The 24511-nt window shown below is 72.0% G+C and carries 22 protein-coding genes and 2 pseudogenes; 17 read left to right on the plus strand and 7 right to left on the minus strand.

The window, feature by feature from the left end; translation table 11 throughout:
• Positions 1–73: 73 nt before the first annotated feature.
• The 10 genes and pseudogenes from AOQ53_RS48100 to AOQ53_RS17740 form a co-directional block, all read left to right on the plus strand.
• Positions 74–208: pseudogene (locus tag AOQ53_RS48100) on the plus strand (DUF2332 family protein); the annotation flags it as partial.
• 123 nt (positions 209–331) lie between these two features.
• Positions 332–1708, plus strand: coding sequence for a pyridoxal phosphate-dependent decarboxylase family protein (locus AOQ53_RS17700; protein ID WP_059418405.1), 1377 nt, complete (start codon positions 332–334; stop codon positions 1706–1708).
• A 179-nt stretch (positions 1709–1887) separates the two neighbouring features.
• Positions 1888–2481 carry a TetR/AcrR family transcriptional regulator gene (locus tag AOQ53_RS17705; protein WP_059418407.1) on the plus strand — a complete coding sequence of 198 codons (594 nt, stop codon included), beginning with the start codon at positions 1888–1890 and terminating at the stop codon, positions 2479–2481.
• Complete coding sequence (locus tag AOQ53_RS17710) at positions 2478–3236, plus strand: GAP family protein (RefSeq protein WP_059418409.1); 759 nt, start codon at positions 2478–2480, stop codon at positions 3234–3236. The genes AOQ53_RS17705 and AOQ53_RS17710 overlap by 4 nt, the downstream gene beginning before the upstream one ends.
• Before the next feature lie 262 nt (positions 3237–3498).
• Complete coding sequence (locus tag AOQ53_RS17715; protein WP_059418411.1) at positions 3499–3948, plus strand: DoxX family protein; 450 nt, start codon at positions 3499–3501, stop codon at positions 3946–3948.
• Positions 3948–4379: a Zn-ribbon domain-containing OB-fold protein gene (locus AOQ53_RS17720; RefSeq protein WP_059418413.1), complete on the plus strand. Its 432-nt coding sequence runs from the start codon at positions 3948–3950 to the stop codon at positions 4377–4379. Before AOQ53_RS17715 ends, AOQ53_RS17720 begins: the two co-directional genes overlap by 1 nt.
• Before the next feature lie 31 nt (positions 4380–4410).
• Positions 4411–5046 (plus strand): GNAT family N-acetyltransferase, encoded by a 636-nt coding sequence (locus tag AOQ53_RS17725; RefSeq protein ID WP_059418415.1) that lies wholly within the window; start codon positions 4411–4413, stop codon positions 5044–5046.
• A 40-nt stretch (positions 5047–5086) separates the two neighbouring features.
• A complete protein-coding gene (locus AOQ53_RS17730; protein WP_059418416.1) occupies positions 5087–5962 on the plus strand; it encodes a GNAT family N-acetyltransferase in 876 nt (291 codons plus the stop codon).
• A gap of 47 nt (positions 5963–6009) precedes the next feature.
• Positions 6010–6678: a HEAT repeat domain-containing protein gene (locus tag AOQ53_RS17735; RefSeq protein WP_059418419.1), complete on the plus strand. Its 669-nt coding sequence runs from the start codon at positions 6010–6012 to the stop codon at positions 6676–6678.
• 6 nt (positions 6679–6684) lie between these two features.
• Positions 6685–7688, plus strand: a pseudogene (locus AOQ53_RS17740) (HEAT repeat domain-containing protein).
• 12 nt (positions 7689–7700) lie between these two features.
• On the opposite strand, the gene AOQ53_RS17745 reads toward AOQ53_RS17740, so the two are convergent.
• Positions 7701–8366, minus strand: a complete 666-nt coding sequence (locus tag AOQ53_RS17745) for a pyridoxine/pyridoxamine 5'-phosphate oxidase (protein WP_059418422.1) — start codon at positions 8364–8366, stop codon at positions 7701–7703.
• A 27-nt stretch (positions 8367–8393) separates the two neighbouring features.
• Positions 8394–8819, minus strand: a complete 426-nt coding sequence (locus AOQ53_RS17750) for a pyridoxamine 5'-phosphate oxidase family protein (RefSeq protein WP_059418425.1) — start codon at positions 8817–8819, stop codon at positions 8394–8396.
• A 454-nt stretch (positions 8820–9273) separates the two neighbouring features.
• Here AOQ53_RS17750 and AOQ53_RS17755 point away from each other — a divergent pair, with 454 nt between their 5' ends.
• The 4 genes from AOQ53_RS17755 (at position 9274) to AOQ53_RS17770 (ending at position 14524) form a co-directional block, all read left to right on the plus strand.
• On the plus strand, positions 9274–10473 hold the full coding sequence (locus AOQ53_RS17755) for a flavin-containing monooxygenase (protein WP_059418427.1): 1200 nt from the start codon (positions 9274–9276) through the stop codon (positions 10471–10473).
• A gap of 367 nt (positions 10474–10840) precedes the next feature.
• Positions 10841–13069, plus strand: coding sequence for an acetate--CoA ligase family protein (locus tag AOQ53_RS17760; RefSeq protein ID WP_059418429.1), 2229 nt, complete (start codon positions 10841–10843; stop codon positions 13067–13069).
• Positions 13066–13860 carry an enoyl-CoA hydratase/isomerase family protein gene (locus AOQ53_RS17765; RefSeq protein WP_059418432.1) on the plus strand — a complete coding sequence of 265 codons (795 nt, stop codon included), beginning with the start codon at positions 13066–13068 and terminating at the stop codon, positions 13858–13860. Before AOQ53_RS17760 ends, AOQ53_RS17765 begins: the two co-directional genes overlap by 4 nt.
• 61 nt (positions 13861–13921) lie before the next feature.
• Positions 13922–14524 carry a flavin reductase family protein gene (locus AOQ53_RS17770; protein ID WP_059418434.1) on the plus strand — a complete coding sequence of 201 codons (603 nt, stop codon included), beginning with the start codon at positions 13922–13924 and terminating at the stop codon, positions 14522–14524.
• 15 nt (positions 14525–14539) lie between these two features.
• On the opposite strand, the gene AOQ53_RS17775 is transcribed toward AOQ53_RS17770, so the two are convergent.
• Positions 14540–15658, minus strand: a complete 1119-nt coding sequence (locus AOQ53_RS17775; protein ID WP_059418436.1) for a methyltransferase — start codon at positions 15656–15658, stop codon at positions 14540–14542.
• Positions 15659–15942: 284 nt separating this feature from the next.
• On the opposite strand from AOQ53_RS17775, the gene AOQ53_RS17780 reads away from it, so the two are divergent.
• Positions 15943–17022: an arabinan endo-1,5-alpha-L-arabinosidase gene (locus tag AOQ53_RS17780; protein ID WP_236711717.1), complete on the plus strand. Its 1080-nt coding sequence runs from the start codon at positions 15943–15945 to the stop codon at positions 17020–17022.
• Between the two features lie 212 nt (positions 17023–17234).
• Here AOQ53_RS17780 and AOQ53_RS41215 read toward each other — a convergent pair whose 3' ends face one another.
• Positions 17235–17435 (minus strand): helix-turn-helix domain-containing protein, encoded by a 201-nt coding sequence (locus AOQ53_RS41215; protein WP_078945367.1) that lies wholly within the window; start codon positions 17433–17435, stop codon positions 17235–17237.
• Between the two features lie 176 nt (positions 17436–17611).
• On the opposite strand from AOQ53_RS41215, the gene AOQ53_RS17785 reads away from it, so the two are divergent.
• Entirely contained in the window at positions 17612–19540 is a 1929-nt protein-coding gene (locus AOQ53_RS17785) for a rhamnogalacturonan lyase (RefSeq protein ID WP_078945365.1), read from the plus strand.
• Between the two features lie 269 nt (positions 19541–19809).
• Here AOQ53_RS17785 and AOQ53_RS17790 read toward each other — a convergent pair whose 3' ends face one another.
• Complete coding sequence (locus AOQ53_RS17790) at positions 19810–21126, minus strand: MFS transporter (RefSeq protein WP_059418467.1); 1317 nt, start codon at positions 21124–21126, stop codon at positions 19810–19812.
• 71 nt (positions 21127–21197) lie between these two features.
• Between AOQ53_RS17790 and AOQ53_RS17795 the strand changes: the two genes are divergently transcribed.
• Positions 21198–22265 carry a GlxA family transcriptional regulator gene (locus tag AOQ53_RS17795; protein WP_059418438.1) on the plus strand — a complete coding sequence of 356 codons (1068 nt, stop codon included), beginning with the start codon at positions 21198–21200 and terminating at the stop codon, positions 22263–22265.
• Here the strand turns inward: AOQ53_RS17795 and AOQ53_RS17800 are convergent.
• On the minus strand, positions 22255–23304 hold the full coding sequence (locus AOQ53_RS17800) for a Zn-dependent alcohol dehydrogenase (protein ID WP_059418440.1): 1050 nt from the start codon (positions 23302–23304) through the stop codon (positions 22255–22257). The two genes, AOQ53_RS17795 and AOQ53_RS17800, sit on opposite strands and share 11 nt — an antisense overlap.
• Positions 23304–24452 (minus strand): acyl-CoA dehydrogenase family protein, encoded by a 1149-nt coding sequence (locus tag AOQ53_RS17805; RefSeq protein WP_059418442.1) that lies wholly within the window; start codon positions 24450–24452, stop codon positions 23304–23306. The genes AOQ53_RS17800 and AOQ53_RS17805 overlap by 1 nt, the downstream gene beginning before the upstream one ends.
• Between the last annotated feature and the right edge of the window lie 59 nt (positions 24453–24511).

Genomic DNA, 24511 nt, shown 5'->3' on the forward strand with positions numbered 1-24511 from the left:
GGGACGGGTGGGTGGTTCTGCTCGTCGGGGACGGTGGTGCTGGGGGTGTGACGACGGGCCCGCCTTCACCCGTGTGCCCGCGGACGCCCTGCCCGTCGTCACCACGACGTGGGCGCTGTCGCACTTCCCGCTCGAGAACCGACTGCGCTTCCTGCACCGCCTTGACGAAGCGGCGGCCTGCCGGCCCGTGGCGTGGGTGCCGGCGGAGGGAGTCGGAGTCGCGCCGCCGATCCCGGCACTCGGCGATCGCCGTGCCTCCGGCCCACAGAGCAGTCCGATCTCCCCCCATCGGCCGTTCCCAACCGCTCGGAGGGGTGGTTACCGTCCGGCCATGGACGAGCTGACCGAGATCTTCCGTCGCGCCGCCGAGCACGCCGCCGCCTACCGCCGCTCGCTGCCCGAGCGGCCGGTGGCGCGCCCCGTCGACCACGCGGCCCTGCGCGCCGCGTTCTCCCGTCCCCTGAACCGCTCCCCCGCCGACCCGCTCACGGTGGTCGACGAGTTGGCGGCCGCCGCCGAGACGGGACTCGTCGCCACCGCCGGGCCGCGGTTCTTCGGGTTCGTCGTCGGCGGGGCGCTGCCCGCGGCCACCGCCGCGGAGATCCTGGCCGCCGGGTGGGACCAGAACGCCTTCAACGCCGCACTCTCGCCCGCCGCCCTCGCCGCTGAAGAGGCGGCGGGCGGCTGGCTGAAGGACCTGCTCGGCATTCCCGCCACGGCGTCCACCGGGTTCGTCACCGGCGGGCAGGCGGCCAACACCGCAGGACTAGCGGCGGCCCGGCAGCATCTGCTCACCGAGGCCGGATGGGACGTCGGGCACCAGGGGCTGGGCGGCGCCCCGCGCCTGCGGGTGGTCGCGGGCGAGGAGCGCCACGCCACCGTCGACCGCTCGCTGCGGCTGCTCGGCCTGGGCACCGACTGCCTGGAGACGGTCCGCACCGATGGACGCGGCGCCCTCGACACCGACGACCTGCGCCGCGTGCTGGCGTCCGACCCGGACACGCCGGCGATCGTCTGCACCCAGGCGGGCAACGTGAACACCGGCGCCTGCGACGACCTCCGTACCGCCTGCGATCTCACCCACGCCCACGGCGGCTGGGTGCACGTCGACGGCGCCTTCGGCCTGTGGGCGGCCGCGAGCCCGGCGACCCGCCGCCTCGTCGACGGCGTCGAGCTGGCCGACTCCTGGGCCTGTGACGGCCACAAGTGGCTGAACGTGCCCTATGACTGCGGCTACGCCTTCTGCTCCCGCCCCGCCGTCCACGCCGACGCTCTGTCGTACACCGCCTCCTACCTCACCCGCGCCGACGGCACGCCGGCCGGCGGCGCCGACTTCACCGCCGAGTCCTCCCGCCACGCCCGCGGCTTCGCCACCTGGGCGGCGCTGCGCGAACTCGGCCGTGACGGCGTCGCCGCGCTCGTGAACCGCTGCTGCCTGCTCGCCCGCCGCTTCGCCGACGGCCTGTCCGCGGCGGGCTTCGAGGTGGTCAACGACGTGGTACTCAACCAAGTCCTCGTCAGCTTCGGCGACGACGCCCGCACCGACCACGTCGTGCAGGCGGTCCAGAATGACGGCACCTGCTGGATGGGCGCCACCACCTGGCGCGGCCGACGGCTGATGCGCATCTCGGTGTCCGGCCACAACACGACGGAGGCCGACGTCGACCGGTCGATCGCGGCGATCGTGCGGCTGGCGCGGGCGTCTTGATCCTGACGGCACTCACCGGGCCACGTCACGCGCCACGCCCGCATGCCTTCGACGGCACCACTCCTCCCGTTCGGCGCCCGCGCCGAACGCACCCCGTACGCCGTGACCTTGGAGGCGAGCCCGCGCACCATATGGAACTGACTCATGACGAGTAAAAAATATTGCGGTACTATTTTTCTATGACGCAACACGCCGACGCTGACACAAGACGCGGTCAGGTCGCCTCCGCGCTGATGAGCGTGGTCGCCGACCGGGGACTGGCGCGGACCACCCTGGCCGACGTGGCGCGGACGGCCGGAGTGTCCGTGGGGCTCGTCCAGCGCTACTTCCGCTCGAAGGACGAGCTGCTCAGGTTCGGGATCGAGTATGTCTACCGACGAGCCGAGGAGCGCATCGACGCCATCCCGGTCGAGCCGCCGATCCGGGAGTTCGTCCTGCGGTTGATGGAGACGTTCCTGCCGCTGACGGACGAGCGGGGCGCCGAGCTGCGGGTCTGGATGAGCTTCGTGCAGGCGTCGCTTACCGACCCCGACATGGCTGCGATTCACCGGGACGCCACCGCGCGGCTCCTGCGGGGCGTCGATGAGGCATTGCGGGGCGCGCAGCGGGCCGGCGAGCTCGCCGCGGGCGTCGACACCGAGGCGGAGGCGGCGGCACTGGTCGCGTTCGTGGACGGGCTGTGCCTGCACCACGCGGCGACCGGGAACGGTTTCGACGCGTCCCGCATCGGCACTCTGCTGGGCGCCTACGTCGACCGGCTGTTCAACCGATGAGCGCGACGCTGGCGCTGGCGCTGACCGGGCTGGGGCTGCTGGACAGCACAAGCTTCGGCACCCTGGTCATTCCTATCTGGCTGTTGCTCACCCCGGGCCGGGTGCGCGCCGGCCGGATCGCCGTCTACCTGGCCACGGTTGCCACGTTCTACTTCTGCGTTGGCGTCCTTCTGGTGCTGGGGGCCGACGCCGCGCTGGAGGCCGTGCGGGCGGCCTTCGCCGACGTTGCCCCGACGCACCTGCGGATCGGGCAGCTCGTCCTCGGCTTGATCATCATCACCTGGAGCTACCGGCTGGAGACCCGCGCCCGCAGCCGGGCAGGCAGGCCGAGCCGGATCCAGCGCTGGCGGGCGGCGGCGATGTCGGGTGCCGTGCCGAACGGCGAGGGTGTGGCCGGCCGGGACGTGCGGGGCGGGGGCGTGCGTGGCCTGATGAGCCTCGCGTTGGTGGCCACGGCGCTGGAGGTCGTCACGATGGTGCCCTATCTGGCCGCCGTCGCCTGCATCACGAACGCCGATCTGACCTGGCAGGTCACCGGCGGGGCGCTGGCCGGCTACTGCGTCGTGATGATCCTTCCGGCAGTACTCCTCGGCGCCGTCCGGATCGCCGCGCACGACCGGGCCGAGCCGGTGCTGCAGCGGATCAATGACTGGTTCACCCGCAACAGCGCCAAGGCGCTCGGCTGGACCATTGGAGGGATCGGCATCGGGATGACCCTCAACGCCCTGATCGCCCTTCTCTTCGAACCCGCCTGAACCCGGCGAGCCGGGCCGCGTGCGTCGGCGCGTCCGGCACGTCCGCCGGGCGGCCCACGGCGCGTCGGACTCGACGACCTCAAGCGACTGACTACAGCAAACCTGCCCGGGCTGCGGCACGGTGCGCCTGGTCGTGGCCGAGGGCGGCCGCGCCGAGGATCCTGGCGCCGCGAGGGGGCACCGCTCCAGGGCTTGTTGCCGCCACCTATCTGACGTACCGTCAGATCCCGGTCTCAGGCGGCGGCGACGCGGGAGCATGGGCATGGACACGATCTGGCTCACCGGAGCGGAATGGCTGGCCGTGCTGCGGATCGGGCTCGGGCTGTGGTGGCTGGAGAGCTGGCGGCACAAGGACCGCAAGGCCTGGTTCGAGAGGGGCACCGGCATCGCGTGGGCGGCCGGGGTAGCTGCCAAACACCGTTCGAGCGCCGTGCGTTCGGGCTTCGACAGGGTCGTCGCGCCCCACCCGCGCGCGATGGCGTACGTCGTCGTCTACGCGGAACTCGCGCTCGGACTGGGCCTGATCACCGGCTTCCTCACCCCGATCGCCCTGGCCGGCGCTTCTCTCCTCAACGCCCTCTACTTCACCCTCATGATCCACGACGTCGCCGAGCAGGGGCAGAACTCCATGATGGCGCTGATGTCGGTGGTCGGGCTGTTCGGGATGTCCTGGCAGACCTGGTCGCTGGACAGCTCGCTGGGGCTCTTCTGATGGCAGGGCGTTTCGGCCTGCCCGAGCCGGACGCCTTCACCCGGACGTACTGGGAGGCGGCAGCCCAGGGCCGGCTGCTGATCCGCCGCTGCCGGGCCTGCGGCCGGGCCCACCACTACCCGCGCGAGTTCTGCCCCCGCTGCTGGAGCGAGGACGTCGCCTGGGAGCCGGCGAGCGGCCGCGCCACCCTCTACACCTGGTCCGTCGTCCACCGCAACGACCTGCCGCCCTTCGCGGATCGCGCGCCGTACGTCGCTGCCGTGGTCGACCTCGCCGAGGGGCCGCGGATGATGACGGAGGTCGTGGGGGTGGGTGAACCGTCGGCGGGGGAAATGCCGGCTGGGGAGTTGTCCGCCGGGGCGGAACTGGAGGTCGCGTTCCGGGAGGGGATCCCGGTGTTCCGGGTCGTGCCGGGCCCGGTCGGCGGGTGAACGGCACCGCCCCACGCGCTTGAATGGCCCCATGGCCCCCATACGCGACCGGTCCCTGACCGGCCCTCTCCCGGAAATCCACGGCCACGGCCTCCGTCTGCGCCCCTGGGACGCCACGTCCGGCGCCGATGTCGAGACGTGGCTGCGCGGCATGCGGGACCCGGAGTTCCGGCGCTGGAACACCCCGCTGAGGCTGGTCACGGACCGGACGAGCGCCCGGGAGTCGCTGCGCGCGCGGGCACAGAGCGCGGCGGAGGGCACGTCCGTGTCGTTCCGGGTCGCGGACGCCCGCAGCGACACGGCACTGGGCCACATCGGCGTCAACGAGATCAAGTACCACCTGAAGGTCGCCCGCGTCGGCTACTGGGTGCTCCCCGAGGCCCGCGGCCAGGGCGTCGCCACCCGGGCCCTCCTGCTCGCCGCCCACTGGGCCCTCACCGAACTCGGCCTGCACCGGCTGGAACTGGACCACGCCGTCGGCCACGACGCCTCCTGCCGGATCGCCGAGCGGTGCGGATTCGCGTACGAGGGAACCCTGCGCGGGGCGATCTTCGAGGAGGGCCGGCACGACTCGTTCCGGGACGCCCACCTGCACGCCCGGCTGGCGACGGATCCCCCACCGGACGCGGAACCGAAGCCGGATGCGGGCCGAGGGCCCGGGGTGTAATTCGGAGGTGCCGGCCGGGCCCCGGGCGGCACCATGGAGCATGCGCACCGACGACTGGCACTTCACCCGGGACCTCGACACCTTCCTGACCCGAGCCGGCGCCTTCCTCCACTCCCGACCCGGCTTGCACACCCTCCCGTTGACCGTCACGGAGAACCTGCGCAGGCGCGGCCGGCACATCTACGGCGACGGAGCGCCGGAGTTCGGCTTCCTGGAACAGGGCGGCGCGGTCCGGGCGACGTTCTTCCGCACACCACCGCACCGGCTGAACCTCACCGTCCTGACGACCGAGGAGGCCGATGTGCTGGCCGCACGGCTGGCCGCCCTCGGGCAACCCCTGCCCGGCGTGCACGCCGACCGCGACACCGCCACCGCGTTCGCCGAGGCCTGGCAGCGGCACACGGGCGCCACGGCCACCCTCCGAGAGCGCAATCGGCTCTACCGGCTCGGCACCCTGACCGTGCCCCGCCCCCTGCCGCCCGGCGGTCCCCGCGTCGCCGGTGAGGCGGACCGGGAGCAACTCATCGGCTGGCACGACGAGTTCGTCGCAGCCGTCGGCTCGGGCGTGTTCCGGGACGCCGCCGAGTGGGCGGACACCCGCATCGAGCAGGGCGGCATCACGTTCTGGGAGACGCCCGACGGCACTCCCGCCGCCATGGCCGGAGCGACCCCCCAGGTCGCCGGCCAGATCCGCGTCGCCCCGGTCTACACCCCGCCCCACCTCCGCGGCCGCGGCTACGCGGGCGCCGCCACGGCCGAGGTCAGCCGCGCCGCCCTGGCCGCCGGAGCGCGGGAGGTGCTCCTCTTCACGGACCTGTCGAACCCGACCAGCAACGGCCTGTACCAGCGGATCGGGTACCGGCCGGTGGCGGACTTCGCGGTGTACGACTTCACAGGGCGGTCCGCGCCCGCTTGACCTTGACACCGTGACAAGGCCTTCACTGTGCCGAGGAGGTGGTCCCGATGAGCAGGCCGCAACAGGACACGGATACGGTTCGAGGTCTTCAGGGTCTGGAGGACAGCAACTCGTCGGTGCGGCTGCGGGCGGCGCTGGCGGTCGGCACGGCCCCCGACCCGCGGTTCATCGGCAAGCTCATCGAACGCTGCGCGACCGAGCCGGAGTTCTACGTCCGCGAAATGCTCACGTGGGCGCTCACCCGCCACCCGGCATCGATGACGGTCCCCGGGCTTGTCGACGAACTGCGCTCGGAGCGCGCCCAGGCACGGAGCCAGGCCTTGCACACTCTGTCCAAGATCGGGGACCGGCAGGCGTGGCCGGTGATCACGCGGGCGCTGCTGACCGACGCCGACGACGAGGTGGCGAGGAGCGCCTGGCGAGCGGCGGTCGTTCTCGTGCCCGACGGTGAAGAGGCGGGACTGGCAGGAGTGCTGGTGACACAGCTCGGGCGCGGCGAGCGGGAGACGCAGTTGAGTCTCAGCCGGGCGCTGATCGCGCTCGGTGAGGGGAGCATGCCGGCCCTGCGCGCGGCGATGACGGATCCCGGCCCTCGGGTGCGTGCGCACGCGATCGCCACGGAACGGCTGTCGCGCGACCCGGATGCCGGGTTCGAGTTCGCCATCGAGGAGGCGAAGCGCGTCGTGGTCCTCGGCACGACCGGCCAGGAGGAGTGACAGGCAGTGTTGATCGGTGAGGTGGCCCGGCGGTCCGGGGTCAGTGCCCGCATGCTCAGGCACTACGAGTCGCTCGGGCTGGTGCGGCCGACGGGTCGTACCGGCGCCGGCTATCGCGAGTACTCCAGCGAGGACATCCGGCGGATCTTCCACATCGAGAGCCTGCGGTCGCTGGGGTTGTCGCTGCGTGAGTCGGGCGCGCGCTCGACGACCCCGGCTTCACGCCCTCGGAACTCGTCGACGACCTCGCCCGCCGGACGCGAGAACGCATCGCGGCCGAGACGGAGCTGCTCACGCGCCTCCGCCGGATCGGTGCGGCGGAGCCCGCCGGCTGGGAGGACGTCCTCCAGATCGTCACCCTCCTCCAGGCGTTGGGCTCGAAGAGCGCCGGGACGCGCCAGCGCGCGGCCCTGTCCTCGGTCGAAGAGGTTCCGGTGCCGGTGGAAGCACTGGCCGAGGCAGCGCTGAGCGAGAGGGACCCGAACGTCGCCGGAGCCCTTCGATGGGCCTTGGCGCAGTCGGGCGAGGGCGGACTGGCGCTGCTGGCGGAGGGTCTCGGCTCGTCGGCGGCCGAGGTGCGGAAGCGTGCCGTCCAGTCCATCGCCGAGATTCCGAACGACAAGGCGACCGCACTGCTGCGGGACGCCCTCGCGCACCCCGACATCGTGGTCCGCAGGTATGCGGCAGTGGCGCTCGGGGCGCGTGGAGCGGCCGACGCGATCCCGACGCTCATCGGCATGATCGTCGAGGAGACGAACGACGTCGACGCGGCCGACGCACTGAGCGCGCTGGCGAGTCGTCCCGCGGCGGCGGATCAGATCGCCGCCAGGCTCGTCGACTGCCTCGCCGACGGCACCGTCCGATCGTCCGCACGCCGACGGCTGACACAGGCGCTCGCGGACATCCCGGGAAACACGGCGTCGCGTGCCCTCGCGGATCTGTCTCATGACGAAGACCGTGCCGTCGCGCTCACCGCGGCCTACATTCTCGGGATACGCGACGCCCGGTAACCCCCGGTCCGTTCACGGCCACAGCAGTTCCCGCGTCCACCCTTCCTCCGTGCTCCGGTAGCGGAGCCGTACGTGCCGCCGCGCCTCGTCCCCCTGGAAGAACTCCACCTCCTCCGGCCGCAGCCGGTACAGGGTCCAGGACGGCACGGGAGCCTCCGGCTCGCTCCGGGCCCGTTCCCACGCCGACTCCGAGGCCCGCGCCATCTCCTCCACCGAGCCCAGGACCTCGCTCTGGCGTCCGGTCAGTGCCGCGGCCAGCGCGCCCGTCGAGCGGGCGTGCAGGTCGCCCTGGGCCTCCTCGGACGGGGCCGCCGACACCGGGCCGCGGATCCGTACCTGCCGGCCCAGGACCGGCCAGTAGAAGCAGAGCGCGGCGTACGGGCGGGCGGTGAGATGGCGGCCCTTGCGGCTGCCGGCATGGGACGCGAAGGACCAGCCGGTCTCGTCGGCGCCGTGCAGCATGACGATCCGTACGTCGGGCAGACCGGCCTCGTCGGAGGTCGCCAGCGACATGGTGTGCGGCTCGGTCTGCCCGGCCGCCACCGCCGCCGCGAACCACTCGGCGAAGAGGGGCAGCGGGGCGGCGGGGGCGGTCGTCGGGTCGAAGGAGGGGAGTCGCGTGAGCTGCGGGTCCCAGACCCGCAGTGACCTCAGCAGCTCGTGAAGATCCGTTGCCATCCCCCGATTGTCACCCCGGCATGCTCCTCACACCTGCCCGAGGTCCGACGACACCCACCGCTCCGGCCGCATCCGCAGCACCAGTTGTTCCCCGTGGTTCTTCCAGGCGAAGTCGACGTAGCCGTCGACCTTGTCGGACGGCAGGTAGCGCGCCGAGAGCTCGCGGAGCTGGTCGAGGGTGGCGGGCGCCGTGCCGACGACCGGGCCCTCGACCGACACGTACCGGATCGTCGGCTCCAGCCGGTCCACCATCAGCGAGAACCGGCCCGCCGCGCTGATCAGCTCGTTCTTTCGGGAGTCGAGGCCGGTCATGATCCAGATGTCGCCGCCGGGCTCATACTGGTACCAGATCGGCACGGTCAGCGGCGCACGGCCCGGCCCCGCGTCGACCGCCAGCGCGGCGATGTGCGGCTCGGCCAGGAACTGTTCGCGCTCTTCACGGGTCAGGGCCATTCCGGTCTCCTTCGCAGGGCTGTTCCGGTCACCATCTGCGTCATCTCAACACCCGTTCCACAAGCGGGTGTTCCCGCGCGGACAGCACCTGTGAGTCCCCCGTGAAACTGTGTGCCGGCAATGAATACCCAAGGACTCCGACACCTCGCACACCCGTCTCCGCCAACCTCGCGGCCGCCTCTGCCGCGCTGGGCGACGAGGTCAGCCACCTCTACCACTGAGACGAGGGACACGGCGCGAACACCGACCCGTGCGACTCCGTCCGGTGGATCGCCAAGGTGACCGGCTACCGCGCCCGGTAACCCGCACAGGTCAAGAATGATCACCGGCTCGCCACAACCAGGCCCTCCACGCCACCAGCTCCACCCTGTCCCCCTATAGCCGTGATCAATCCGAAACCAATTCCGGTCTTGCCCGAGACCCATCAATCGGGCCCGTGGCTACGCTCCCGCTCATGGCCGACTCCATTCCCCCCACACACTCCTCCGCGCATCCCCCACCCGACCGCCCCGTCTACGTCATCGGCGGCGGCCCCGGCGGGCTCTCCGCCGCGTACGCGCTGCGGGCCCGGGGCATACGCGCCGTCGTCCTGGAGAAGTCCGACCACGTCGGGTCGTCCTGGCGCGGCCACTACGACCGGCTGCACCTGCACACCACCCGCCGCCTGTCGTCCCTGCCCGGGCTGCCGATGCCGCGCCGGTTCGGGCGGTGGGTGTCCCGGGACAACGTGGTGCGGTACCTGGAGAAGTACGCCGAGCACCACCGGCTGGAGATCGTCACCGGCGTCGAGGTGTCCCGGATCGAGCGCGCGCCCGACGGCACGGGCTGGCTGCTGCACGCCACCGGCGGCCGGGAGCTGACCGGCGCGGCGGTCGTCGTCGCCACCGGCTACAACCACACGCCCCGCGTGCCCGACTGGCCCGGCCGCGACACGTACACCGGCGAGCTCCTGCACGCCTCCGCCTACCGCAACGCCGAGCCCTTTGCCGGACGCGAGGTCCTGGTCGTGGGCGCCGGCAACACCGGCGCCGAGATCGCCGTGGACCTGGCGGACGGCGCGGCCCGGGTACGGCTGTCCATCCGCACCGTCCCGCACATCGTGCGCCGCTCGACCGCGGGCTGGGCCGCGCAGTACTCGGGCGTCATGGCACGGCACCTGCCGGTCGGTCTCGTCGACCGGATGGCCCGGCAGATGGGCAGACTGAGCGTGCCCGACCTGTCCGCCCACGGCCTGCCGCGCCCCGACACCGGCCTCTACACCCGGGTCGCCGAAGGCGCCATCCCCGTCCAGGACGTCGGCCTGATCGACGCCGTACGCAAGGGCAGGGTGGAGGTCGTGGCTGCCGTGGAGGGCTTCGAGGACGGCAAGGTCCTGCTCGCCGACGGCACCCGCCTCTCCCCGGACGCCGTCGTCGCGGCCACCGGCTACACCCGGGCCCTGGAGGACCTCGTCGGCCACCTCGACGTGCTCGACGCCCGCGGAAGGCCCGTCGTCCAGGGCCCTCGCAGCCCGCGGACCGCCCCCGGCCTGTACTTCACCGGCTTCACCAACCCGATCAGCGGCATGCTCCGCGAGATGGCGATCGACGCGGTGAGGATCGCGAAGGCCATCGCGCGGGACGGTTCGGGGAGGGTGTCGCGGTTGCCGGGCTAGGCAGTTCGGCGCACCCGGTGTCCGTCCGGTGCCGTCACGTCGGTTACCCCCACCGGCCCGGAGGGTGGCCGGGAAGCGTCAGGTCGGCGGAGGCCGTAGTGGTCGCTCGCGTACACGCCGTTCACCGGTTGCACCAGAACTCGCGGCTCGCGCCGTCGGCGTACTGCGGCGCCAGCACGTTCATGGTCATCAACCGCATACAGGTTCTCGTCTCGCTCTCACTCTCACTCTCACTCTCACTCTCACTCTCACTCTCACTCTCACTCAGCGGAAACTTCGCCCGCTCACGACCATTCCTGACTTCACGTCAGTTCGGATAATCTGACTGAGCGTCAGTTAGCGGCGTCTCACAGGAGCGGGCGGAACGATGCTTGGATCGACCCACGGCACCCTCACCACCGACTCCCGACGAGCCCGGGCCATCGCCTGTGGCGAACGGTCCGGGCCCGTCGTGCACGGCAGGCCGGCCCAGCTGGGAGACCTCGATGTCAGCGGGCGTCCGCTGCACGCCGACGTACCCGATCTGGACCGATTCTTCCGCCCGCAGTCCGTCGCCGTGATCGGCGCGTCCGACGCCGAGGGGCGCCCCAGCACCGGCGTCACGCGGCAACTGGCCGACTGGGCCGGGCGGGTCGGGGCACGGCTGTATCCGGTGCATCCGAGCAGGCAGTCCGTCTTCGGCACGCCTTGCTGCTCTTCCGTCGCCGGCCTGCCCGAGCAGGTCGACCTGGCCGTCGTGCTGGTCGGCGACCCCCTCCCGGTGGTCGAGGAACTGGCCGAGGCCAAGGCACGGTTCGCGGTCGTCTTCGCCTCCGGGTTCGCGGAGACCGGGCCGGAGGGCGAGGCCGCCCAGCGGCGACTGGCCGCCGCCGTCGAGCGGTCCGGGATGCGGCTGCTGGGCCCCAACACCAACCTCAACGCCTTCGAGCGGTTCCGCGACGACCTGGAGGGGCCGGCGATCGCGTTGATCACCCAGTCCGGCCACCAGGGCCGCCCCCTCTTCGCCCTCCAGGAACTCGGCATCCGGCTCTCCCACTGGGCGCCCACCGGCAACGAGGCCGACCTGGAGACCGCCGACTTCCTCTCCTACTTCGCCGAGCAGCCCGAGGTCGGCGCCATCGCCTGCTATCTGGAGGGGCTGAAGGACGGCCGCTCCTTCCTGCTCGCCGCCGACCGGGCCGCCCGGCGTGGCGTGCCGGTCGTCGCGGTCAAGGTGGGCCGCACCGAGACCGGCGCCCGCACGGCCGCCTCCCACACCGGCAAGCTGACCGGCGCGGACGCGGTGGTGGACGCGGCGCTACGGCAGTACGGCGTGATCAGGGTCGACGGACTCGACGAACTCCAGGACACGGCGACCCTGTTGGCCCGGGCCCGCCCGCCGCGCGCCGACGGGGTCGTCGTCTGCTCGATCTCCGGCGGCACGGGCGCGCACGTCGCCGACCTGGCGACCGAGGCGGGCCTGCGGCTCCCGATCCTGTCCGAGGCCAAACAGGCCGAGCTGCACCAGTGGATACCCGAGTACCTGAGCGCCGCCAACCCCGTCGACAACGGCGGTCACCCGGTCGGCGACTGGCGCGGCCGGAAGATCATCGACGCCATCCTCGACGACCCCGAGGTGGGCGTGCTCGTCTGCCCGATCACCGGGCCGTTCCCCCCGCTCAGCGACCGGCTCGTACGGGACCTGGTGGAGGCGGCAGAGCAGACGGACAAGCTGGTGTGCGTGGTCTGGGGCTCACCGGTCGGCACCGAACCGGCCTACCGCGAGGCCCTGCTCGGCTCCTCCCGCGTGGCCACCTTCCGCACGGTCGGCAACTGCCTCACCGCCGTCCGCGCCTACCTCGGCCACCACCGCTTCACGACCGGCTACCGCTCCCCCTTCGACGACGCCCCGCGCACCCCCTCGCCGTCCTACCGCAAGGCCCAGGCGCTCATGCGGCCCGGCGAGCAGCTCAGCGAGCACGCGGCGAAGCAACTGCTGCGGGCGTACGGCATCCGCGTGCCGCGCGAGCAGTTGGTGACCAGCGCGGCGGCGGCCGTGCGGGCGGCGGGACTGGTGGGCTACCCGGTGGTGATGAAGGCCTCCGGCGCCCGGATCGCCCACAAGACCGAACTGGGCCTCGTGAAGATCGGGCTCACCTCGGCGAGCCAGGTCCGCGACGCCTACCGGGAGCTGACCGACATCGCCCGCTACGAGGATGTCCCGCTGGACGGCGTACTGGTCTGCCAGATGGTCGAGCAGGGCGTCGAGATGGTCGTCGGAGTCACGCACGACGACCTGTTCGGACCGACCGTGACCGTCGGGCTCGGCGGCGTGCTGGTGGAGGTCCTGCGCGACACCGCCGTGGGTGTGCCGCCGTTCGGTGAGGACCAGGCGCGGGACATGCTCGCCGGGCTGCGCGGGCGACCACTGCTCGACGGGGTCCGGGGCCGGCCGCCGGCGGATCTGGACGCACTCGTCGAGGTCGTCCTGCGCGCGCAACGCATGGCACTGGAACTCGCAGACCGGCTGGCGGAGTTGGACATCAACCCGCTGATGGTCCTGCCCCAGGGCCAGGGCGCGGTGGCACTCGACGCGCTGGCGGTGTGCAGCCCATGACGGAACCCGCCGTTCTGCACACGACGGGCGGCCACGTCCTCTCCGTCACCCTCAACCGGCCCGAGACCCTCAACGCCCTCACGCCCGACGATCGGGACGAGGTCGTGCGGCTGCTGTCGGAGGCGTCCGCGTCGCCGGAGGTAAGAGCGGTCGTCCTCACGGGAACGGGCCGCGGCTTCTGCGCCGGCGCGGACCTGCGAGGCGCCGCCGCCACGACCGGCGAACGCGTTCCCGGAGATGTCGCCCGCACCCTCCGCACCGGCGCCCAGCGCCTGATCGCCGCCGCCCTCGACTGCGAGAAGCCGGTGATCGCGGCGGTCAACGGCACGGCGGCGGGCCTCGGCGCGCATCTGGCGTTCGCCTGCGACCTGGTCCTCGCAGCCGAATCCGCCCGGTTCATCGAGGTGTTCGTACGCCGCGGCCTGGTCCCCGACGGCGGCGGCACCTACCTCATCCCCCGCCTCATCGGCCCGCAGCGCGCCAAGGAGCTGATGTTCTTCGGCGACGCGCTCACGGCGACCGACGCGGAGCGGATGGGGCTGGTCAACCGGGTCGTCCCGGACGGCGACCTGGACAAGACGGCCCGCGCGTGGGCCGAACGCCTCGCCGCCGGCCCGACCCGCGCCCTCGCCCTGACCAAGCAGCTCGTCAACGCCTCCCTCGACGCCGACCGCGCCACCGCCTTCGCCGCCGAGGCCGCCGCGCAGGAGATCAACATGACGACGGCGGACGCGCAGGAGGGCGTACGGAGCTTCGTGGAGCGGCGCAGCCCCGTGTACAAGGGCCACTGACACTTCTCTTCCCATCTGACGCTCCGTCAGCTTGAATGCGTGTGTGATGGGACAAGCAGGAATGGCAGAAGCCGCCGTCCGCTACCTCAGGTCGGTCCGCACACCCGCCCCCGAGTCCGTCGAGGCGCTGCCGCGCCCCGAGTTGCGGTGCGTCGGCGCGGACGAGCGCGCGCCCCAGGACCCGGCGGAGTTCCGCCGCGTCCTCGGACACTTCGCGACGGGCGTGGCCGTGATCACGTCACCACCCGCCACCACCGGCGGCTCTCCCGCCGGCTTCGCCTGCCAGTCCTTCACGTCCCTCTCCCTCGACCCGCCGCTGGTCGCCTTCATGGTCGGCCGTACGTCGACGACGTGGCCGCGGATCGCCAGGGCGGGGGTGTTCTGCGTGAACGTCCTGACCGCCCACCAGGCCGAGCTGTGCCGCGCCTTCGCGGTGAGCGGCGCGGACAAGTTCGCGGGTGTGGCGTACGACGCGGCGCCGGTGTCCGGCTCGCCGCGCCTGTCGGGTGCCGTCGCCTGGATCGACTGCGCGATCCACGCCGTCCACACCGGCGGCGACCACCTCATCGTGGTCGGCCGGGTGGAGGCCCTCGACACGGCCGCCGCCGATCCGAGCGGACCGCTGCTCTTCCACCGGGGGCGCTTCGCGCGGCTGTCGGACTGATCGAGTCGGTACGGATCAGGCGACGGCCAGCCGCCACAGTGACGTGACCTCGGCGGCCCGTACGGCGTGCAGCGGATCGTCCGTGTCCCTCACGCGCGCGTGACGCGGCCGGGTGTCCAGACGGTCGGCCACCCGCAGCCCGGCCCCCTCCACGGCGGCCATCAGCTCCTCCCGGCTGCGCAGCCCGAGGCGCTCGGCCAGGTCGGACAGCACGAGCCAGCCCTCACCGCCCGGCTCCAGCCGCCCGGCGAGCCCGTCGAGGAACCCGTGGAGCATGCCGCCGCCCGCGTCGTAGACGCCGAGGTCCAGGTCGGAGGCGGGACGGGCGGGGATCCAGGGCGGGTTGCACACCACGAGATCGGCACGCCCCTCGGGATACAGCTCGGGGCCGGTGACGCGGACCGCCCGCTCGACTCCCAACCGCCGTACGTTGTCCCTCGCACACTCCCGCGCCCGCGCGCTGACGTCCGTAGCCACCACCTGCCCGGCACCGCGCCGGGCGAGCACGGCGGCGAGCACACCGGTGCCCGTGCCCAGGTCGAACGCCGTCCGCACACCGCCACCACGCGGCAGCGGCGCCCGCGCGACGAGATCGACGTACTCGCCCCTCGTCGGCGCGAACACCCCGTAGTACGGATGGACCCGGGCACCCAGCGCCGGAACGTACACACCCTTCTCCCGCCACTGTTGGGCACTGATCACACCCAGCAGTTCGGTGAGGGCGACGGCCATGGGCCCGCCGGACGGCCCGTACGCCTCGGTACACGCCAGTCGCACATCAGGCGCCCGGCGCAGAGCCAGTACGTGCTCCTCCTCCAACAACACGAGCAACTTGCCGAGCACGCGGGCACGGTGAGCCCGGAACCGGCGGTACAGACGGAAGGTCTCGGCCGGTGTGCCCGCCGCACCCGGCGCGGCCCGACCGACACGGCGGTCCATCGCGCGCAGCAACTGGCGCGCGTTCTGGAAATCCCCACGCCACAACAACGCGGTGCCCTCGCAGGCCAGCCGGTAGGCGACGGCGGCCTTCATCCGGTCGTCGGCGACGACGACCCGTCGGGGCAGGGGCAGCCCGGACTCAGAATGCCAGCGGGCGGAACGGGGTTGAGCATCGATCCAGTGAATCGTGGACACGGCAAACTCCTCGGAAGGCCGAACGCGAACGAACCTGCGACGTCACGACGACCACGTCACCGAGGGCCATGCCGACTGTCATCAACGGACCTTTCCGAGTGGCGAAGAAGTAGCCGGGTTCAGGATAGGCCGACCGCGCATGCGTACGGGCGAGACACGACCGGCCCACCCCATCGCCGAGCGACGGCCGGCGGGACGGCAACCATTCTCCACTCGGCGGCAACCGTTGAGCAGCCCGTTCCTCACGGGCGCCCCCCACGTAAGTACAGATTGGGAAAACACGCATGACTGAGCTGCACGGCCACGGCAAGGCGCGGCACCGCAGAAAGAAGACGGCCCTGCTGGCAGGGGTCGCGCTGGCGCTGACCGCCGCAGGGGCCATGGCCTACGGCACGGCTTTCGGGGTGTTCGGAGAGGACGCGCAGCCGAAGGCCGCGGCGGCCGCCGGGCAGAGCACGTCGGGCGCGTCCGCCTACCCCGGCCCCGGGAGGGTCACCGGCGACGTCGTCGTCCACGACCCGACCATGCTCCGCGCGCCCAACGGGCGCTACCTGCTCCATTCCACCCACGGCTACCTGGAGTTCCGCACCTCCACCGACCGCGTCGCCTTCAGCCGCAACGGCAACGCCTTTTCGTCACCGCCCCGTTGGTGGTCGCGCTACTCGCCCGAAAACGATCCGTGGGCACCCGATCTCTCCTATCACGGCGGCCGGTACCTGATGTACTACTCCGTCTCCCGCTTCCGTTCCAACTCCTCGGCCATCGGTCTCGCCACCTCCACGACCGGGATGCCGGGCAGCTGGAAGGACCAGGGCATCGTCCACTCCTCCACGTCCAGCAGTGACTACAACGCCATCGACCCCGACCTGTTCGTCGACGACGACGGCAAGTGGTGGCTGGTCTTCGGCTCCCACTGGAGCGGGATCAAGATGATCCGCCTCGACCCGAAGACCGGCAAGCAGCATGCCAAGGACACCACCCGCCACTCGCTCGCCTCGCGCACCACGGGGGCGAGGGCGGTGGAGGGCCCGACCGTGGTCAAGCGGAACGGGTACTACTACCTCTTCGCCTCGTACGACACCTGCTGCAGCGGTACCGCCTCCACGTACAAGATCAAGGTCGGCCGGGCCACCAGCCCCACCGGGCCCTACCACGACCGCAACGGCGTCGCGATGAACAAGAACGGCGGCACCGTGGTCATGGCGTCACAGGGATCCGTGATCGGCCCCGGCGGGCAGGACATCATGCGCGACGGCGGCAAGGACCTGCTCGTCTACCACTACTACGACGGCAGGGACCGCGGTACTTCAAAGCTCGGCCTCAACCTGCTGAAGTGGAGCGGCGGCTGGCCCACCGCGTACTGACCGGGGCTCGGCGGCAAGAGGGGGCGGCGGTTCGCGTGCGGACCGCCTGCGCCAGGACCTTGTGCGGGACGGGCGCGTGCGGCCTGCGTGCTCCGCCGCTCGGTGTCACGCTGTGCAGCGCCCCACCGCACTGCCCCTGCCGGTTCCTGGTTCGCCTTTGGCGTCCCACCGGCGCGCGGCACGCCGCGCTGCCGGGCCGTCCGGCGCGGTGCTCAGGCCGCGGCCTTCTCGCGCGTGGCCCCGCCGCGGGCGCCGAAGGCGGCGGCTTCTCCCAGGAGGCGGTGCACGGCTCCCTGGTGATCAATTCCAAGGGTGCGACCGGTCTCCTCGGCCGACGCGCGGACGGAGGGGCCCGCGTCGTACTTCTCCTTCAGGCCGGCGGCGAGTTCGTCACAGTCAGGGCCGGGCGGCAGCCGACGAGCCGGGTTCTTCCTCGTCGCTTCCGCGCCCGCCTGCGGGGCGGCCTGCGCGGGTGACCGGTCTTGACTGAGGCCGGGCCCTGTGACCCAGCCCGGGCCGTTGAACCGGCAACCTTTCACGCAGCGGCGGCGACCAACAGGTGTCACTGCCCCCGGCCTATGAGGTCTCGATGTCCCTCGCCCCACCCCCAACGCACCGCCGCCGCAGAGGCCGACTGCTCGCGGCGGCTCTCGCCGCCGTCCTCGTCGGCACCGGCGCTTCCCTGGCCCTGGACCGGTTCGCGGACGCTGCCGACGTGCTGCCCGCGCCCGCCAACAAGGCGACGAAGGCCCTGGCCGCCGCCCGGATCGCGGAGCGCCTCGACCGCGGTCTGGTCGCGGTGCCCGCGGACGGCGGAACGCTCGTCACCTGGCGGATGCTCGGCAACGACCCGGAGGGCGTCTCCTTCAAGCTCTACCGGGGCGGTGAACTCATCGAGGAGACACACAAGACCAACTACCTCGACGCCCGCGGCGGTCCAGCGTCGACGTACGAGATCCGTGCCGTCGTCAACGGCAAGGAAAAGCCCGGTGGGAAGGCCCGCGTGTGGGGGTCGGGACACCTCGACATCCCCCTGCAGAAACCCGCCGGAGGCACGACCCGCGACGGCGTCGCCTACACCTACTCCGCCAACGACACCTCGACGGGCGACCTGGACGGCGACGGCCAGTACGAGCTGGTCGTCAAGTGGGTGCCGTCGAACGCCACCGACGTCGCCAACTCCGGCACCTGCACCGGGCCGACGGTCTACGACGCCTACGAGCTGAGCGGCAAGCGGCTCTGGCGGGTCAACCTCGGCACCAACGTCCGCAGCGGCTCCCACTACGACTCCTTCCAGGTGTTCGACTACGACCGCGACGGCAAGGCCGAGATGGCCGTCCGCACCTCCGACGGATCGAAGGACGCAGCGGGCACCGTCATCGGCGACCGAAACGCCTCGCACCTCAGTAACAACTGCGCGGTCATCAGCGGAGCCGAATACCTGTCCGTCTTCAACGGCGCGAGCGGCAAGGTGATGGACTCCGTGCCCTTCGAGCCCGCCCGCGGCTCCGCCGCCGACTGGGGCGACACCTGGGGCAACCGCGAGGGCAGGCTGCTCTCCGCCACCGCCTACCTCGACGGCACCAAGCCCAGCATGGTCTTCACCCGCGGCCTCTACGCACGGACCGCACTCGCCGCGTACGACTGGAACGGCTCGGACCTGACCCGGCGCTGGAAGTTCGACAGCAACAGCTCGTCGAACCGCGGCAAGGGCTACGACCAGCAGGGCAACCACAACCTCGCGGTCGCCGACGTCGACGGTGACGGCAAGGACGAGATCATGTACGGCGCGATGGCCGTCGACGACAACGGCTCGGGCCTGTGGACCACGAAACTGGGACACGGCGACGCCCTGCACGTCGGCGACCTGAACCCGGCGCGACCCGGCCTGGAGTCCTTCAATGTGCACGAGCACAAGGACTCCGCGTACGGCTTCGAGATGCACGACGCGAAGACGGGCCAGGTCCTGTGGGGCCAGAAGACCGGCACGGACGTCGGCCGCGGCATCTGCGCTGACCTGACCAGGCAGCACGCGGGCACCGAGTGCTGGTCAAGCGGCGGCGGACTCTACACGGCGGCCGGCAAGAAGATAAGCGACAGCGTGCCGGGGTTCGGCGGCGGCGCCTCGTACAACTTCGCGATCTGGTGGGACGGCGACGCCAACCGTGAACTGCTCGATCACCGCTGGTCAGGCTCGGCCAAGTCCGGCTACGGCCAGGTCCTGAAGTACGACGGCGACAGCGAGCTCTCCCGCATCTGGCACGACCAGGACGCCAAGTCCAACAACTGGACCAAGGGCAGCCCGGCGCTCTCCGCGGACCTGCTCGGCGACTGGCGCGAGGAGATGATCTGGAGGAACGCCGACTCCACGGCGCTGCGGCTCTACAGCACCCCGCACCCGACCGAGTACCGGCTGCCGACCCTGATGCACGACCCGGTGTACCGCACGGGCGTGGCCTGGCAGAACACCGGCTACAACCAGCCACCGCAGGTCAGCTACTACCTCGGGACGAAGTAGACCGGGCACGGGTGAGCCCTCGCCTCACGAGGCGAGGGCTCATACCAGGTGCGGGAGTGCCGGAGGCGGAACAACTCCGATGAGGAGTCTGCGCACCGCTGCCCGCGGTGCGGGTCAGGCCCTCGCCCGTAGATCCGGCACAAACGCCCCATGGTCACGAGTTCAGGGGCTCAGCCGGTTCATGCCACCTGCTCCGATCCGGTCTCTCCGCGCCGGGTGGCAGCGGGCGACGCGGCCACCCGGACCAGAAAGCGCGCCGCACACACATTTCAGGCCAAGGTCGCCTCACCCATCGGCCGCCGCCGGATCACCAACGCCATCAACGCCGCCACCGCGCACAGCGCCCCCGACGCGTACCACACCACGTCGTACGAGCCGAAGGTGTCGCGGGCGACGCCGCCGAGGAAGGCGACCAGCGCGGCGCCGACCTGGTGGGAGGCGAGGACCCAGCCGAAGACGATCGCGCTGTCCTCGCCGTACTGCTCGCGGCACAGGGCGAGGGTGGGCGGGACGGTGGCGACCCAGTCGAGGCCGTAGAAGACGATGAAGAAGATCATCGGGGGCTGGACGCTGGGCGTCACCAGCAGCAGGGGGAGGAAGAGCAGGGAGACGCCCCGCAGGGAGTAGTAGACGGCGAGCAGGCGCCGGGCTTCGAAGCGGTCGGTGAACCAGCCGGAGGCGATCGTGCCTACGACGTCGAAGACGCCGATGACGGCGAGCAGCGAGGCCGCGGTCGTCAGGGGCATGCCGTGGGCGTGGGCGGCGGGCACGAAGTGGGTCTGGATCAGGCCGTTGGTCGAGGCGCCGCAGATCGCGAAGGTGCCGGCGAGCAGCCAGAACGGGCCGGTGCGCGCGGCCGAGAACAGGACGGTCACGGCCCGGCGGGCGGCGCCGGGGACCGGTGCGGGCTTCGGTACGAACTCGGTCGCGCCGTACGGCTTCAGGCCCACGTCCGCGGGGTGGTCGCGCAGCAGGAGCCAGACGAACGGGACGACCGCGAGGGCGGCGAGCGCGACCGTCACGGCCGCCGGGCGCCAGTCGTGCCGCTCGACGATCCAGGACAGCAGGGGCAGGAAGATCAGCTGCCCGGAGGCGGACGCGGCGGTGAGGATGCCGCTGACCAGGCCGCGCCGCTCGGTGAACCAGCGGTTGGTGACGGTCGCCGCGAACGCCAGCGCCATGGAGCCGGAGCCGAGGCCGACGAGCAGGCCCCAGCACAGCATCAGTTGCCAGGCCGCCGTCATCCACACCGTGAGGCCCGAACCGAGCGCGATGACCGTCAGGGCGACCGCGACGACCCGGCGGATGCCGAAGCGGTCCATCAGGGCCGCCGCGAACGGGGCCGTCAGACCGTACAGCGCGAGATTGACCGAGACGGCGGCGCCGATCGTGCCGCGCGACCAGTCGAACTCGTCGTTCAACGGGTCGATGAGCAGGCCCGGCACGGAACGGAAGGCGGCCGCGCCGATGATCGTCACGAAGGTGACGGCGGCGACGAACCAGGCCCGGTGCACGCGTCCACGGCCGCCGCGGCTCGGCTTCGCCGGCTGCGGCACGACTGCTGCTGCTTCGCTTGTCTGGGTCACGACACAGAGCTTCCGGCCTTCGACACGCTCCATCGAGTGGCCCGGAGGACAGCATTCGATAGGATCGGGCCATGACATCGGCCAGCCACTCCGGCCCGGACCCGGCCGCCGGCTTCCGCCCCCACCGCGTCGTCGTCCTCGCCCTCGACGGGCTGCTGCCCTTCGAACTGGGCATCCCGCACCGCATCTTCGGCCGTCCCAGGGACGCCCAGGGACGGCACCTGTACGAGGTCGTGACCTGCTCGGTCCGGCCGCCGGGCCCGGTCGAGACGGACGCCGACTTCGCCATCCACGTCGCGCACGGCCCGGAGGCCCTGGCCGACGCCGACACGGTGATCGTCCCGGCGTCGTACGAACTCGGCCCGGTCTACACCGAGGGCGTGCTGACGGAGGAACTGGCCGCGGCCCTCGCCCATCTCCGGCCCGGCACACGGCTGGCCTCCATCTGCACCGGCGTCTACGTCCTCGCCGCCGCCGGCCTGCTCGACGGCCGCCCCGCCACCACCCACTGGGCCGACGCCGAGCGTCTCCAGCGGCTCTTCCCCAGGGTCGAGGTCGACCCGGACGTGCTGTTCATCGACGACGGCGACGTGCTGACCTCCGCGGGCGTCGCGGCCGGCATCGACCTGTGCCTGCACATGGTGCGCCGCGACCACGGCGCCGCCGTCGCCAACGACGTGGCCCGCCGCACGGTCGTCCCGCCGCACCGCGACGGCGGGCAGGCGCAGTACATCGAGCGGCCGGTGCCCGATCCGCAGCAGGCCTCCACCACCACCGCCCGCGCCTGGGCCCTGGGCCGTCTCCACGAGCCGATCCAGTTGCGCGACATGGCCGCCCAGGAGGCCATGTCGGTCCGCACGTTCACCCGCCGCTTCCGCGAGGAGACCGGCGTCAGCCCGGGGCAGTGGCTCACCCAGCAGCGCGTGGAACGGGCCCGGCACCTGCTGGAGTCCACCGACCGCACCGTCGACCAGGTGGCCCGCGACGCGGGCTTCGGCACGGCCCAGTCGATGCGCCAGCACCTCCAGGCGGCGCTCGGCGTCACGCCCACCGCCTACCGGCGGACCTTCCGAACCGGAAAAGACCGGGAAGGACCGGAAAGGACGGAAAAGGGCCGGGCGGCGGCCGTCAGAACGTGAGCACCCCGCGCGCCACCCGCCCCGCCCCCGCGTCCGCCGCCGCCTTCTCGAAGTCCTCGACCGGGTAGGTCCGGGTGACGAGTTCGTCGAGCAGCAGGCGGCCCTGGCGGTACAGGTCCGCGTAGAGGGCGATGTCCCGCTGGGGGCGGGAGGAGCCGTAGCGGCAACCCAGGATGGACTTGTCGAGGTACATCGACGAGACGCGGAAGGACGCCTCGGCCGTGGCCGGCGGCACCCCGAGGAGGATCGCCTGGCCGTGCCGGTCCAGTGCGTCGATCGCCTGGCGGATCAGCTCCACACGCCCGACGCACTCGAAGGCGTGGTCCGCGCCCGTGGGCAGGATGTCCCGCACGCCCTCCGCCGAGGTGAGGAAGTGCGTCGCACCGAAGCGGCGTGCCACCTCCTCCTTCGCCGGGTCGGCGTCGACGGCCACGATCCGCAGGGCACCCGCGAGCCGGGCCCCCTGCAACACGTTCAGGCCGATGCCGCCCGCCCCGATCACCAGGACGCTGTCACCGTGGTCCACCCGCGCCCGGTTCAGCACGGCGCCCACCCCCGTCAGCACCCCGCACCCGATGAGCGCCGCCGACGCCATGGGAATGTCCCCGGGGATACGGACCGCCTGTACGGCCTTCACGACTGTGCGCTCCGCGAACGCCGAGTTCGCGGCGAACTGGTGGACCGGCAGGCCGGCGTGACGGAACGGCCGGCCCGGACGCCCGATCGCCTGCCGGCACATGGTCGGGCGTCCCCGGTCGCACTCCGCGCACGTACCGCAGTTCGCGAGCGTGGACAGGGACACGTGATCCCCGGGCGCGACATGAGTGACGCCGTCCCCCACCGCCTCCACCACACCCGCTCCCTCGTGTCCCAGCACCACAGGAACCGGGAAGGGTATGGTCCCGTCCACCACCGACAGATCGCTGTGACACAGCCCCGCCGCCGAGATCGCGACCCGCACCTCACCCGGCCCCGGCTCCCGCACCTCAAGATCCGTGACGACCCGGACCTGCTTCCCGTCGAAGATCACGCCTCGCATCACGCGGCTCCCTTGGGCTCCCTGGGCAGACCGAGCACACGCTCGGCGATGATCGTGCGCTGGATCTGATCCGAGCCGCCGTAGATGGTGTCGGCCCGCGAGAAGAGGAAAAGGTGCTGTGCCGCGTCCAGTTCGTACGGCGACGAGGGCGACCAGTTCGCCGGACCGACGCTCGCCGCCGCGCCCCGCACCAGCACCGCCAGCTCCCCGAGCCGCTGATGCCAGCCGGCCCACAGCAGTTTCGCCACGCTCGGGGCCCCCGCGTCGCCCGAACCGCCCAGGGTGCGCAGGGCGTTCCAGCGCATGGTGCGCAGCTCGGCCCACTGCCGGACGAGCCGCTCCCGTACGACGGGATCCCCCACCGCACCCGACTCCACGGCCGCCCGCACCACACGATCCAGCTCCACGGCGAACCCGATCTGCTGCGCCAGGGTGGACACGCCCCGCTCGAAACCGAGGAGGCTCATGGCGACGCGCCAGCCGTTGCCCTCCCCACCGACGACATGCTCCGCGCGCACGCCGTCGAAGAAGACCTCGTTGAAGTCGCTGGTGCCCGTCATCTGCCGAATGGGGCGCACCTCGATCCGGCCCGGCTGGTCCATGGGGGCGAGGAGAAAGGTCAGTCCGTGGTGCCGCTCCGACCCGGGCTCGGTGCGGGCGAGCACGAAGCACCAGTCCGCCTCGTGTGCGAGTGACGTCCAGATCTTCTGCCCGGTGACGCGGTAGGTACGGCCGTCCGCCTCGCGCACGGCCGCGGTACGGACACCGGCCAGGTCCGAGCCGGCGCCGGGTTCACTGTAGCCCTGGCACCAGAGTTCCTCGCCGGCGGCGATCGGGGGCAGGAAGCGGGCCTTCTGCTCGTCGGTGCCGTGCGCGATGAGCGTGGGTGCCAGGAGGTTCTCACCGATGTGGCCGGAGCGCGGGGGCGCGGCCGACCGGGCGTACTCCTCGGCCCAGGCGACCTGCTGGGTGAGCGTGGCGGTGCGATTTCCGTAGCCGTCCGCGCCCCAGCCGATCCCGATCCAGCCGGCTGCTCCGAGGGTGCGTTCCCAGGAGCGTCGGTCTCTTGCACCCTTGGCGTGCGCGTCGAGCCAGGCACGAGCCTCGGCACGAAAGTCCTCGTCGTCCTGCGTGAACCCGAAATCCACGGTTGCCGCCTCATTCCGGTGACTGGGCTTGAGGTGAGGCCCTGAGGGGCGCGGGGAAC

The organism is Streptomyces azureus (assembly GCF_001270025.1).
In the GTDB taxonomy this organism is placed as follows: domain Bacteria; phylum Actinomycetota; class Actinomycetes; order Streptomycetales; family Streptomycetaceae; genus Streptomyces; species Streptomyces azureus.